Origin of the sequence: Pseudoalteromonas sp. BSi20311, assembly GCF_000239875.1 — a bacterium.
Classification (GTDB): domain Bacteria; phylum Pseudomonadota; class Gammaproteobacteria; order Enterobacterales; family Alteromonadaceae; genus Pseudoalteromonas.
In genome coordinates this window covers 72,597-85,869 of sequence record NZ_BADU01000002.1, presented here as the reverse complement: position 1 = coordinate 85,869, position 13,273 = coordinate 72,597, and the positions used below count along the sequence as shown (strand labels likewise).

11 protein-coding genes are annotated in these 13,273 nt (G+C 41.9%); 4 read left to right on the top strand and 7 right to left on the bottom strand.

The features are described from left to right. Positions 1-5 precede the first annotated feature (5 nt). The 3 genes from P20311_RS00530 to P20311_RS00520 all read right to left on the bottom strand — a co-directional run bounded on the left by P20311_RS00530 (position 6) and on the right by P20311_RS00520 (position 3,367). Positions 6-1,211, bottom strand: coding sequence for an aspartate aminotransferase family protein (locus P20311_RS00530; protein WP_008108435.1), 1,206 nt, complete (start codon positions 1,209-1,211; stop codon positions 6-8). Between the two features lie 369 nt (positions 1,212-1,580). Beyond that, positions 1,581-2,741, bottom strand: a complete 1,161-nt coding sequence (locus P20311_RS00525; protein WP_008108434.1) for an HDOD domain-containing protein — start codon at positions 2,739-2,741, stop codon at positions 1,581-1,583. 44 nt (positions 2,742-2,785) lie between these two features. Further along, positions 2,786-3,367: an aminodeoxychorismate/anthranilate synthase component II gene (locus tag P20311_RS00520; RefSeq protein ID WP_008108433.1), complete on the bottom strand. Its 582-nt coding sequence runs from the start codon at positions 3,365-3,367 to the stop codon at positions 2,786-2,788. A gap of 241 nt (positions 3,368-3,608) precedes the next feature. On the opposite strand from P20311_RS00520, the gene P20311_RS00515 reads away from it, so the two are divergent. The 3 genes from P20311_RS00515 (at position 3,609) to glpD (ending at position 7,030) form a co-directional block, all read left to right on the top strand. Then, the gene (locus P20311_RS00515; RefSeq protein ID WP_008108432.1) at positions 3,609-3,851 is read left to right on the top strand and encodes a YdcH family protein; all 243 of its coding nucleotides are present in this window, start codon (positions 3,609-3,611) and stop codon (positions 3,849-3,851) included. 168 nt (positions 3,852-4,019) lie between these two features. Then, a complete protein-coding gene (gene glpK / locus P20311_RS00510) occupies positions 4,020-5,525 on the top strand; it encodes a glycerol kinase GlpK (protein WP_008108431.1) in 1,506 nt (501 codons plus the stop codon). 14 nt (positions 5,526-5,539) lie between these two features. Further along, positions 5,540-7,030, top strand: coding sequence for a glycerol-3-phosphate dehydrogenase (glpD, locus tag P20311_RS00505; RefSeq protein WP_008108430.1), 1,491 nt, complete (start codon positions 5,540-5,542; stop codon positions 7,028-7,030). A gap of 283 nt (positions 7,031-7,313) precedes the next feature. On the opposite strand, the gene P20311_RS00500 is transcribed toward glpD, so the two are convergent. Continuing rightward, positions 7,314-7,712, bottom strand: coding sequence for a thioesterase family protein (locus tag P20311_RS00500; RefSeq protein WP_008108428.1), 399 nt, complete (start codon positions 7,710-7,712; stop codon positions 7,314-7,316). A 30-nt stretch (positions 7,713-7,742) separates the two neighbouring features. Between P20311_RS00500 and P20311_RS00495 the strand changes: the two genes are divergently transcribed. Further along, the gene (locus P20311_RS00495; protein WP_008108426.1) at positions 7,743-8,447 is read left to right on the top strand and encodes a 2OG-Fe(II) oxygenase; all 705 of its coding nucleotides are present in this window, start codon (positions 7,743-7,745) and stop codon (positions 8,445-8,447) included. A gap of 70 nt (positions 8,448-8,517) precedes the next feature. Here P20311_RS00495 and P20311_RS00490 read toward each other — a convergent pair whose 3' ends face one another. From P20311_RS00490 to acnB, 3 genes are all read right to left on the bottom strand, one after another. Next, positions 8,518-9,753, bottom strand: a complete 1,236-nt coding sequence (locus P20311_RS00490; protein WP_008108424.1) for a cysteine desulfurase-like protein — start codon at positions 9,751-9,753, stop codon at positions 8,518-8,520. A gap of 10 nt (positions 9,754-9,763) precedes the next feature. Next, positions 9,764-10,396: a 2OG-Fe dioxygenase family protein gene (locus P20311_RS00485; RefSeq protein ID WP_008108423.1), complete on the bottom strand. Its 633-nt coding sequence runs from the start codon at positions 10,394-10,396 to the stop codon at positions 9,764-9,766. A 200-nt stretch (positions 10,397-10,596) separates the two neighbouring features. Continuing rightward, complete coding sequence (gene acnB, locus P20311_RS00480; protein ID WP_008108421.1) at positions 10,597-13,194, bottom strand: bifunctional aconitate hydratase 2/2-methylisocitrate dehydratase; 2,598 nt, start codon at positions 13,192-13,194, stop codon at positions 10,597-10,599. Between the last annotated feature and the right edge of the window lie 79 nt (positions 13,195-13,273).

Genomic DNA, 13,273 nt, shown 5'->3' with positions numbered 1-13,273 from the left:
AGCGATTACGCATTTACAACGTGGGCTACTGCTTTTTCAAAGCGTGCCATACCTTCGCGAATATCAGCTTCTGGTATTACCAAAGATGGAGTAAAACGAACCACATCAGCACCTGCCACAAGTGACATTAAGCCATGCTCAGTACCCGCAACTAAAAACTCTTTAGCGCGTCCTTTGTACTGCTCATTTACTACGGCACCGATTAATAAACCTTGGCCACGAATTTCACTAAATACGTGGTACTTTTCGTTGATCGCATTAAGTAGCTCGGTAAATAACGCCGCTTTTGCTTTAACGCCCGCTAATACTTCTGGATTATTCACAGTATCAAATGCGGCTTCTGCAACAGCACAAGCTAGTGGGTTACCGCCGTAAGTAGAACCATGAGTACCTACTTTAAGGTGCTGTGCAATTTCAGTGGTTGTTAGCATGGCGCCAATTGGGAAACCACCACCGAGTGCTTTTGCTGAGGTTAAAATGTCAGGAACTACGTTTAAACCTTGGTATGCGTAAAGCTCACCTGTACGACCAACACCTGATTGCACTTCATCAAAAATAAGCAGTGCATTGTGCTTAGTACATAAATCACGAACGCCTTGTGCAAATTCGTCAGTTGGCGAGATAATACCGCCTTCACCTTGAATTGGCTCCATCATTACTGCACAGGTATTGTCACTGATCAGTGCTTCAAATGCGGCAAGATCATTGTAGTCACAATGAACAATATCACCAGGCTTAGGACCAAAACCGTCAGAGTAAGCTGCTTGACCGCCTACAGTAACCGTGAAGAAGGTACGACCGTGAAAACCTTTGTTAAAAGCAATAATTTGCGATTTTTCTGCGCCAAATTTATCAAGCGCAAAACGACGTGCTAATTTAAGTGCCGCTTCGTTTGCTTCTGCGCCTGAGTTTGCAAAGTAAACTTTTTCTGCAAAGGTCGCATCAACCATTTTTTTAGCTAGACGCAATGCTGGCTCGTTGGTCATTACATTTGATAAATGCCAAATTTTTTCGCCTTGCTCTTTTAATGCACCTACTAATGCAGGATGGCAATGGCCAAGACAGTTAACGGCAATACCACCAGCAAAGTCGATAAACTCTCGTCCTTGTTGATCCCATACACGAGAGCCTTCGCCTCGAACTGGAATTACGCTTGAAGGTGCGTAGTTAGGAACCATTACGTGATCAAATAATTCGCGATTGACTGTCATTTTATTTCCTCTTAATTGTGTGCATCACAAAGCAGTAGAATAGGGGTGTGATTATTGTTAATAACCAAATAGGTGGGCAAAATTAATACGATTATATTTGCCTGAAACTACGTTGTGGTTCAATTTTCAGGCGCTCATTATTTCAGAAATTTGGGGTTATGTCTCTTCAAAAACTTTCATGTACCCCTTTAAAATAAAGGGCTTAAGATATTATTTCATAGATAGTGAATAACTATTTGGCAGCTAAAAATAACGAATGCTTACCTTAGTAAGCGCCTCTACAACGAAAAAGGCATGGCGCTTATAAACCAACAGCACATGAGGAAGTAGAATTAAAGTGAATGAATAGTCGCAAAAAAATTAACAGATTTAATCAATTTGCAGTGCCAAATTAGTAAAATTACCCGTTTGTAAGGTATCTAACTCTTTTTTAGTGAACTGATAATAGCTAAACCAGCTTTGTAATTCATCGTCTTCAATAAGCTGGTGCTCTTTTAAATTTAAGTATTGAGAGTAACAACGCGCTTTTAAAATTACTTGCGTTAATGGCAATAAACTATCGCCCTTTGCTACTCCATTCACTAACTGCTGCATAACACTGTCAAACGGCAAATATTTAAATGACATGCTCTCAATCACCTTAGCGCTAACAAGCAATGATTTTTCATTCAGCAGTGTCGTTAAAAATAGCGGGTCGGGCTTTAACTCCAATAACGCGGTATGTAGGTTTTTGTCACCTTCTTCACGAGCACGCTGTACTTTGCGTTGCCATACCTGATCAAACACTTTTAAATATAAACGTACTAAAGCAATTTGCCCCACATTCAGTAACATGCCCAGGGTAAATGCATGCATGGGGTTTACCCCATTAAGTTGAGCAAGCGTTTGCGCCGCAATGGCACAGGACATGGTGTTGTCTTTTAATCTGCGCTTTAATAGCGGAAATGGTGCTGTGCTGTGTGGCATCCAGTGACGCACACAAAAAGTAGGCACTACCAGTTGTAAGTTATCTAAACCGACGTAGCGTAATGCCAGTGCTGGGGTGTCTACTTTGACTGAGGTACTTTTACTGCGTTGCTTACGATAAAAAGGTAAATTAACTAAGGTAACCAACTCTCGTCCAAGCCAATTTAAGTCGTTAATTAACGGCTCTAAACGACCAACCGATGCCGCACGAGTTGCAAGAATATCAAGTATCGCGGACACATTGTCATCTATGCCAATAGTGTCTTTGATAACAGAATCTATGTCTTCAAGGCGCTTGGCCATCACGGTCTCAATAACCGTATGTAATTTTTGACTGGTTTTTGCCTGTAATTTTTGATGTGAAGTGCTTTTTTGTTGACGCTTTTGCTGCGCAGCCACTTCGACTTCTAATAAGGTACGATTTTTAACCGGTTTACCATCATTGAGATCTAAGGTATGAATAAAGCCTATTTGCTGGTTGGCAAAACTATGACCCAGTAGCAAATCATGCGCTCGTTGATGTAGCACGTTAACAATACGCTGTTGCTGCAATGTGTCGGTCATAAGCTCTATCTTAGGGAAAAAGTAAATAGCTTGCAGGTATAAGCCTAGAAGCGTGTTAAAAAGTTATCAAGTAAAGCTAAGCCTTGCTCTGTCAAAATTGCTTCAGGATGAAATTGCACGCCTTCGAGCGCGAGCTCGTTATGTAATAATCCCATAATTTCATCACGCTGCCCAGTGTTGCTTTGAGTCCACGCTGTGACTTCTAGCGCTTTAGGCAATGAGTGTGCTTCAACAATTAAAGAATGGTAGCGGCACACTGTCAGCGGGTTAGGTAAACCTTTAAACATACCTTGATGCTGATGATATATTGGCGATGTTTTGCCATGCATCACCTGTTTAGCTCGCACTACTTTCCCGCCGAGTACCTGAGCAATCGTTTGATGCCCTAGGCAAATACCTAATATAGGATAAGTTCCTTTAAATTGCTCCACCACAGATAACGAAACCCCAGCCTCATTAGGGCTTTTAGGGCCTGGAGAAATAACAATGTGATCGGGGTTTAACTGTTTAATTTCGCTCAGTGTTATTTGGTCGTTACGTTTTACCAACACTTCTTGATCTAATCGTTGAAAATACTGTACCAAATTGTAGGTAAACGAATCGTAGTTATCGATCATTAAAAGCATGTAATAGAGTACTCAAAGTAATTAGGAATTGCAGGCATATTCTAACTGAAGGCTTTGCAGGTGTCAGTGTTTTGCAGCCCAGCAAATACAAATAGCCGACTTACAATCAGCAATGGTTGATTTATTTTAAATCAGCCCAAGCTCTATTGTATGAGTAATTGGGCAGTCACAGACTATCTATAAATAAAGTGACCTGCATTATTCAACAGAGTATTAAATACGTATAAGCAAGGAGTAACCTATGTTAGGCGAAGACCATTCATTAACTAAAGACTTTCCTGATTACACGCAAACTATTGCAAAACTCAATGCAAATGATGAAAACTTTGCAACCAAAGCAAAACAATATAATGAAATCGATAAAGAAATTCGGGTACTTGAGCTACAAGACTCACCTATCGATGACGAAGCTATGCAGCAGCTAAAGCATGACAGAATGATATTGAAAGATTGGTTACATCAACAATTAACGTCTGCTAATTAATTGCTATTATTTGGCGTCTATTAAGTAATAGCCGCCAAAATTAAATTTTCATTTCCCCTTTCCTACCCTATGCTAATCATAACTTTAACCATCATGGTGCAAAAGCATTGCTATTTACTTAGCTTAAAGACAAGCTATCTTTATCTAAATTAAACAACGTTATTTTTTATGGCTAAATACTTACTCTCGATTGATCAAGGAACAACAAGCTCTCGGGCTATTTTATATAGCAAAGATGCACAGGTGATAGGGAGTGCTCAACAAACCTTCCCTCAGCATTTTGTAAAAAATGGTTGGGTTGAACACGATCCTGTAGATATTTGGCAAACTGTATTAACCAGCGTTAAAAACCTCTTAGCGCAGCAACGAGTGACTGCCGCCGATATAATTGCCATCGGCATTGCTAATCAGCGAGAGACCACTTTAGTGTGGAATAAAAAAACTGGGCAACCTATTTATAACGCGATCGTGTGGCAAGATCGACGTACCAGTGAATATTGCGATAGTTTACGTCATGCTGGGCATACACAAATGGTGAATGATAAAACCGGTTTAGTACTCGACCCTTACTTTTCTGCAACCAAAATCCGTTGGATTTTAGATAACGTCACCGGCGCCAAAGAGCAAGCACACGAAGGCGAACTGGCCTTTGGCACTGTTGATAGTTACCTACTATGGCAACTCACTAACGGGAAAGCTCATAAAACCGATGCCACCAATGCCTCACGAACTTTACTGTTTAATATTCATCAGCAATGCTGGGATGAAGAGTTGCTGGCTTTATTTGATATTCCACTGACTATGTTACCTGAGGTAATGGACTCAGCGGCTGATTTTGGAATGACAAGCAGCGAGTTGTTCGGTGGTGAAATTCCTATTTGTGGTATTGCTGGCGATCAGCAAGCCGCTTTAATTGGTCAAGCCTGTTTTGAAGAAGGTATGGCAAAAAGTACCTACGGTACGGGCTGCTTTTTAATGCTTAACACTGGTGAAAAAGCGCTTAAGTCAAATAACCGTTTATTAACCACTCTTGCATATCGGCTCAACGGCAAACCAACCTATGCAATTGAAGGCAGCATTTTTATGGCAGGTGCCACCATGCAATGGATAGTAGAAGGCTTAAAGTTATTAGAAAACGCGGGAGAAAGTGAAGCGCTTGTCAAAGATGTTCCTTTAGATCATGGGGTGTTTTTAGTCCCCTCGTTTACCGGCTTAGGTGCGCCCTATTGGGATGCAAATGCAAGAGGCGCTATTTTAGGCCTAACCCGAGATTCAGGCATTAGTACTATTGTGGCAGCCGCCTTACAGTCAGTGGGTTATCAAACCAAAGATTTACAAAAAGCCATGGAGGGTGACGGACTTCGCCCTAGTATTTTAAGAGTTGATGGCGGCATGGCAAACAATAATTGGGCCATGGCATTTTTAGCTAACATTTTAGGCGCAAGCGTTGAACGCCCAACCTTGACCGAAACCACTTCATTGGGGGTTGCCTACTTAGCAGGCCTGCAAACTGGGGTATATGAATCAACGGCGCAGCTTGCCAACATGTGGAAAAGCGATCGTCGCTTTGAACCAACCATGAGCAGTGAAGAGCGCAACGATTTATACGCAAAGTGGCTACATTGCATTGCACAAGTTAGACTTTCTAATAGCACTGACGACGAGAGAGACTAAACACTGGGAAATCTATGAGCGCACACGACAACGAATATGACTTACTCATTATTGGCGGCGGTATTAATGGCGCTGGCATTGCAGCCGATGCTAGTGGTCGTGGCTTAAAAGTACTCTTATGTGAGCAGAACGATTTAGCCTCTGCCACCTCCTCTAATAGCAGCAAACTTATTCATGGCGGGCTTCGCTATTTAGAGAATTATCAATTTAGATTGGTAAGAGAGGCCTTGCGTGAGCGTGAAGTACTGTTAAAAAAAGCACCGCATATTATGTGGCCACTGTCTTTTCGACTGCCGCATCAAACACATTTACGATCGCCATGGATGATTCGTCTGGGGTTATTTATTTACGACCACCTAGCCAAGCGTAATACTTTACCCGCTTCAAAGGCGATTGAGTTTAACAGCGATAGTGTTCTTAACAGCAGCATTACCCAAGGCTTTGAATACGCAGACGGCTGGGTTGATGACGCACGTTTAGTGATTTTAAACGCACAAGCAGCGCATAATTTGGGTGCCACCATTGCAACACGCACGCGCTGTATTAAAGCCATCCGTAACGCAGACTATTGGGATGTGATTTTAGAGCAGCAAGCCAGCAAACAACACCTAAACATTAAGGCTAAAAGTATTGTGAATGCTGCAGGCCCTTGGGTAGCATCATTATTTGAAGATGTATTTACCCAGCCCACACCACATACTGTTCGTCTTGTAAAAGGCAGTCACATTGTGGTGCCTCGAGTTCATAGCCAGCCAGTTGCCTATATTTTACAAAATGAAGATAACCGTATTGTATTTGTGATTCCTTATGAGCAAGATTACTCACTGATTGGCACCACGGATGAAGAGTACACCGGCGATATTACTGATGTAAAAATTAGTGAGCAAGAAATCGAGTACCTGATCAGTATTACTAATCATTACTTTAAAAAGCCAATAAGCGAAGCGGATATTGTGCACACGTTTAGTGGCGTGCGCCCGCTGTTAGATGACAAATCAACAGATGCCCAAGCTGTCACCCGCGATTACAAACTGATATTAAATAATGAGGCTGATCATGCTCCATTATTAAGTGTGTTTGGTGGCAAAATTACCACTTATAGAAAGCTTGCAGAAAATGCCGTCAATAAGTTAGCGCCTTTTTACCCAAAGATGAGTGGCTCGTGGACGAACCCCCCCCCTTTACCAGGCGGCGACTTTAGTAACCAAGCATACCTTATCGCTCAGTTAGAAAGCAGCTATCCTTGGCTGCCAACCGACACCTTAAAACGTATGACTCGCAGCTATGGCACGCTTAGTTATCAATTATTGGGTAAAAGCCAAGCAATCGGCGATTTAGGTTATCACTTTGGCCATGGCTTATATGCACAAGAAGTTGATTACTTAGTAAACCATGAATGGGCAAAAAGCAGCGCAGATATACTTTGGCGAAGAACAAAGCTTGGACTACGCTTTTCTGAAAAACAAGTCATTGCCTTGGGGCAATATTTGACTAGGGCCTGTTGATCTTGCGGATTAAAATTTATTCAAACTAGGGGCTATTTAATCGCGGCGCGAGGTTTGTGACCTAGTGGGCTAAGTAAAAACCGAGCAACAAAGAGTCAATAGACCCTAGGCAGAACCCTTTGGGCAGCGCCTATTTGGCATTGATGCTACGTTATCGCCTATTTATGGGGAATAACCACACTACATAGGCTCTGCCTTGCCTAAATACCAAAAAGACTGCTGTAAATTTAACCTTGAAAGGTCAACAGGCCCTTACACCCTGCTTGCCACAGCTAAGCTGCGATTAACTCGTTGCAACAAGGTGCTGTGTTAATGCAGCTTTTTCATCAGCCGAAAGCATTTGCTTTGTTTTGCTGGCAAAGTCATAACGTACCATGACCGTTTTACCAATAGCGCAACACTTATCTTGCTGCCAGGCTTCTTGGCGGATCACAAATGAGCTATTACCAATCTGCTCTATGCTGGTGTTAATTGTCACTTCATGAGCATAAAATAGCTCGCCGACAAACGACACTTCAACCTTAGCAATAATTAACTTCCAGTTGTGAGGATTAAGATCAGGGGTAAAAAATTTAAAAATAGGTACTCGGGCGGCTTCAAACCAAACTGGGAGTACGGTATTGTTGATGTGTCCGAGTGCATCCGTTTCGCTAAAGCGCGGCATCACTTTTTCAGTAAACATAATAATCCATAATAATTAAACAGGTAACTCATGACGGACTTTATCCGCGTGTATGACAACGCGCTCAGCAGTGACTTTTGTGATAACTTTATCACCACCTTTTCTCAAAGCCCGCATATTAAACAAGGGATGACATCGGGCGGCGTTGATCTTAATAAAAAAGATAGCCACGACCTGCACTTAAACAATCATCCTGAATACGCAGAACAATTAAAACACATTCAACAAACCACTGCACAGTATGTTTTTAAATACATCGAAGAACATATTTTTATGATGATTGGGGCATTTGGTTTAAAAGTGTATCACCCAAAAACAGGCCAGCCGGTAGATTTAACTCATGCCAATTATGACGAAGTAGGTAAACCACAACTGCCTTTACTGGTGCAGCAAATTTTTAGGCTCGGTAATATTCAAGCACAAAAATATGAGATCAATAAAGGGGGCTATCCGTATTGGCATAGTGAGGTGTATCCGCAGTTACAGCATAACGAAGCGTTGCATCGGGTGTTGTTATTTATGTTTTATTTAAATGATGTTGAGGAAGGCGGAGAAACCGAGTTTTATTATCAAAATAAAAAAATAGCCCCTAAAAAAGGCTCCATGGTGGTTGCCCCAGGGTATTTCACGCATACACATAGAGGCAATAAGCCAGTATCAAACGATAAGTATATTTTAACCTCATGGGTTTTGTTTAATCGAGCAGAGCAAATTTATGGAACGCCGCAAAGCTAGGTAATCAGCCAATAAAAAAGCCATAAGTAATTTTTACTTATGGCTTTAAAAGTGTTGAATAAATAAGGGTTTAACCTAGCAGCTCATCAAACAAGTTAAATAGCGTGTCCATTTCTTCTAGGGTGTTGTAATGCATGCAACCAATGCGTACTACGCCGCCCTTATCAAGCACACCAAGTTGTTTGCATAAACCTTGGGCGTAAAAATTACCATCCCATACACATACATGTTGTTTGCCCAAAAATTCAGACACTTGGCGAGGCTCTAACCCTTCAAAGGTTAGTGCAAACGTAGGGGTACGCTCACTTAAGCGTGCTAAGTCATCAATACCAAACAATTTAATACGTGGGTAATTAACCAGGCGTGTTAAAAAGTATTCACTAAGCGCCATCTCGTGTTGCTTCGTTTTTTCAAACGCAACACGCAGTTTTTCTCGGCGTGAGTGACTGTCATTAAGCTCGCTAATTGCCGCAATGTAATCAACCGCCGCAATAAAGCCTGCTAGTGCTTCAAAACTTTGTGTGCCGGTTTCCCAGCGACCTGGTGCAACATCTTTTGCTGGCTCTACTTTATAAGGTGTAAACCCTTCTAAGTGCTCAGTTTTACCATAAACCATGCCTAAGTGCGGGCCAAAAAACTTATATGCAGAACAAGCTAAAAAGTCACAATCTAACGCTTGCACATCGATTAGTTCATGAGGGGCATAATGCACAGCATCAACATACACCAATGCACCGACATTGTGAGCAAGCTCTATAATACGTTTAATATCGTTAATAGAGCCTGTGGTATTTGAGGCATAAGTAACGGCAACTAATTTAGTATTACTGTTTAATAGGCTTTCAAAATGCGCCATATCTAAACTGCAATCGGCTTCGTTAATAAGCGCTGTGTTAACCACTGCGCCTTTATCCTCAGCGGCTTGCTGCCAAGACGATACATTTGAAAAATGATCTGCATTGGTCACAATAATTTCATCGCCAGCTTGCCAGTCGCGTGAAATCGCGCGACTAAAGCTAAATGTTAGGCTGGTCATGTTCGGACCAAACACAATATTTTGTGCACTCGGCGCATTTAACAAATCAGCCGCCGCTTGACGCGCATTAGCCATCAGCTCAACCGTTTTGTCACTTGAGAAAAACGCACCGCCCAAGTTTGAATTGTAATGCCCTAAATAAGCGGTCATGGCACTCAGTACCGGCTGGGGCACTTGTGAGCCACCTGGCCCATCTAAGAATACCGGTGACTTGCCATCAACCGTTTGCATTAAAGCGGGAAATTGCGCGCGCAATTGCATTAAATTCATTTTATTTCTCTTAAGCAGTTAGTACAAAACAATCCAGGTAACCTGGTTTGTTAGCATCAATTTTGTTCATTGGCGTGGCGTTATGCCATACCTGACGGTCATTAATTAGTGCAAACATGCCGTCTTTTATTTCCATTTTAAAACACGGTTCAGCTTGTTGGTTTTCATAAACCAATAGCTCACCACCTTCTAAATTTTCATGAGAAACACCACATACACATACATGGTCAAACCCATCTTGATGCACACCTTCAGGAGCCGCAGGCGTATCGCTATCAATGGCAAGCATTCTAAATTGGTGAATTTCAATATCACGCTCTGCATCAATACCGGTAATCGCACAAAATTCGCTAACAATACTTTTCATACCCTCAGACTCAAGCAAGCTTTGCTCTAAATTTTCGTAAGTACGTTCAACATTACCTTGAAAGGTATTAATTGAATCGTCTTGCACAAACGCTTTAGTCGCTTGAAGATTAAGCTCACCATTTTGTAGTTTAACCACTGAATAACGGCGTTTACGAAACGCACCATCTGCATATGGGTTTGCAGGTAAGTTATCAAAAGAAGGCTTAACCAAATCAATGTTGGCTTGGTTAATAAAACGAAGTTGCAGTAAATTCTGGTTGTTTAATGCGGTCATAAAATCCTGCTTATAATAATGATAATATTGGCAGGGATTTTAATGCATATAGAGAGGATTTTTTGCTTTATTAACCATAATAATAACGGCATTTAACGCAAGTTAATACAATCATCGAATAAATTTAGCATTATCTATCTAATATTTAATTTAGCTAATAAAAAACCCGCCGAAGCGGGTTTTTAAACAAACTCTATAAATTATACAGCTTGTTGAATAATTACGTTGTCTGCTTTTTTAGTGTACTGAGGCATACGGTGGAAGTTCAAGTAACGGTAGGTATCTGCTGCCGTTGCATTGATTTTCGCTGCATATTCTTGGTACTCAGCAGGTGTAGGTAATTTACCTAAAATTGCCGCTACTGCTGCCAGCTCTGCTGAAGCTAAGAATACGTTTGCGCCTGTGCCTAAACGGTTAGGGAAGTTACGTGTGGAAGTAGACACAACCGTTGCTTTATCTGCAACACGTGCTTGGTTACCCATACACAATGAACACCCTGGCGTTTCAATACGTGCTCCAACACGACCAAAGATACCGTAGTAACCCTCGTCTGTAAGTTGGTCTTTGTCCATTTTCGTTGGTGGTGCAACCCAAAGCTGTGTTGGAATACGACCTGTAAAACCATCGAGTAATTTACCTGCCGCACGGAAGTGACCAATGTTAGTCATACAAGAACCGATAAATACCTCATCAATTTTCTCACCTGTCACGTCAGATAGTAAACGCGCATCATCTGGATCATTTGGCGCACACAGTACTGGCTCTTTAATCTCGGCTAAGTCGATTTCAAGCACATGCTTGTACTCTGCATCTTTGTCCGCTTCCATTAGTTCTGGATTAGCTAGCCATTCTTGCATTGCAGTAATGCGGCGTTCAATCGTACGTACATCACCGTAACCTTCAGAAATCATCCACTTAAGCATAACAATGTTAGACTCAAGGTATTCGCTGATCGACTCTTTAGAAAGCTTAACAGTACAACCAGCGGCTGAACGCTCTGCTGATGCATCAGATAATTCAAATGCTTGCTCAACGGTTAAGTGCTCAACCCCTTCAATTTCTAGAATACGGCCAGAGAATTCGTTGATTTTGCCTTTCTTCTCAACCGTTAATAGGCCTTCTTTAATACCGTAGTAAGGGATAGCATGAACGAGGTCACGTAACGTAATACCTGGTTGCATTTCACCTTTAAAGCGAACCAAAATCGATTCAGGCATATCAAGTGGCATAACACCCGTTGCTGCTGCAAATGCGACCGCACCCGAACCCGCAGGAAATGAAATACCTAATGGGAAACGTGTATGTGAATCACCACCGGTACCTACGGTGTCTGGCAATAACATACGGTTCAACCATGAGTGAATTACACCATCACCTGGACGAAGCGATACACCGCCACGGTTCATAATAAAATCAGGAAGTGTATGATGCGTGTTTACGTCAATTGGTTTAGGGTAAGCCGATGTATGACAAAAAGACTGCATAGTTAAATCTGCAGAGAAACCTAAACAGGCTAAATCTTTAAGCTCATCACGTGTCATAGGACCGGTGGTATCTTGCGAGCCAACCGTGGTCATTTTAGGTTCACAATATTGGCCAGGGCGAATACCGGTAACGTTACATGCTTTACCCACCATTTTTTGCGCAAGTGTAAAGCCTTTATCTGATACTTCAGTTACCGCGGGTACTTTAAATACGTCAGTTGCACCTAAACCTAGAGACGTACGTGCTTTGTCTGTAAGGCCGCGACCAATGATCAGTGGAATACGACCACCAGCACGAACTTCGTCTAAAATTACCTCAGATTTAAGTGCAAACGTAGAGATCACGTCATCAGTACCATGACGTTTCACAACACCTTCATAAGGGTAGATGTCGATTTGGTCACCCATGTTGAATTCATCAACATTTAATTCGATTGGTAATGCACCCGAGTCTTCCATTGTATTGAAAAAGATAGGCGCAATCTTGTTACCTAAACAGACACCACCTACGCGCTTATTTGGGACAAATGGGATATCAGCACCCATAAACCAAAGCACGGAGTTAGTAGCAGATTTACGTGAAGACCCGGTACCAACAACATCACCTACGTAAGCAAGTGGTAACCCTTTAGTTTTTAATTCTTCAAGCTGAGTGACAGGACCTACTTCACCGTTTTTATCAGGGTTAATACCATCACGTTCTGTTTTAAGCATCGCTAGTGCGTGAAGTGGGATATCAGGGCGTGACCATGCATCTGGAGCGGGTGATAAGTCATCAGTGTTTGTCTCACCAGTGACTTTAAATACAGTAACCGAGATTTTTTCAGCAACAGCTGGCTTATTAGTAAACCATTCTGCGGCAGCCCAAGACTCAATAATTTGTTTGGCGTATGTATTACCTGCTTTTGCTTTTTCTTCTACATCGTAAAACGCATCAAACATTAATAAAGTGTTTGCGAGGCCCTTAACTACGATTGGCGCTAACGCTTCGTCATCAAGTAGGTCAACCATTGGCGCGATATTGTATCCACCAAGCATAGTACCTAGCAATTCAGCTGCTTTTTCTTTAGAGAGAAGTGGAGAGAGTGCTTCACCTTTTGCAACTGCCGCTAAAAACCCAGCTTTAATATAGGCTGCATCATCAACACCCGGTGGTACACGGTTGATTAGTAGTTCTAGGACGAATTCTTCTTCGCCTGCCGGTGGAGTTTTAATTAGCTCAATAAGATCAGCCGTTTGCTGAGCATCTAATGGCGCTGGTACGATACCTAACGCGGCACGTTCTTCTACGTGTTTACGATATTCTTGTAGCACAGTATTGCCCTCTTGGTGACGTGAAAGTATTCGGTAGTGTTTACAAAATACACTATAACCCAATACTTATAGTATTCTA

Bases quoted from the DNA above. Each gene is read 5' to 3' on its own strand.
- P20311_RS00490 (WP_008108424.1), bottom strand. From the start codon at position 9,753: ATGAATTTAATGCAATTGCGCGCGCAATTTCCCGCTTTAATGCAAACG.
- P20311_RS00515 (WP_008108432.1), top strand. From the start codon at position 3,609: ATGTTAGGCGAAGACCATTCATTAACTAAAGACTTTCCTGATTACACG.
- P20311_RS00525 (WP_008108434.1), bottom strand. From the start codon at position 2,741: ATGACCGACACATTGCAGCAACAGCGTATTGTTAACGTGCTACATCAA.
- P20311_RS00485 (WP_008108423.1), bottom strand. From the start codon at position 10,396: ATGACCGCATTAAACAACCAGAATTTACTGCAACTTCGTTTTATTAAC.
- P20311_RS00530 (WP_008108435.1), bottom strand. From the start codon at position 1,211: ATGACAGTCAATCGCGAATTATTTGATCACGTAATGGTTCCTAACTAC.
- glpD (WP_008108430.1), top strand. From the start codon at position 5,540: ATGAGCGCACACGACAACGAATATGACTTACTCATTATTGGCGGCGGT.
- P20311_RS00495 (WP_008108426.1), top strand. From the start codon at position 7,743: ATGACGGACTTTATCCGCGTGTATGACAACGCGCTCAGCAGTGACTTT.
- P20311_RS00500 (WP_008108428.1), bottom strand. From the start codon at position 7,712: ATGTTTACTGAAAAAGTGATGCCGCGCTTTAGCGAAACGGATGCACTC.
- glpK (WP_008108431.1), top strand. From the start codon at position 4,020: ATGGCTAAATACTTACTCTCGATTGATCAAGGAACAACAAGCTCTCGG.
- P20311_RS00520 (WP_008108433.1), bottom strand. From the start codon at position 3,367: ATGCTTTTAATGATCGATAACTACGATTCGTTTACCTACAATTTGGTA.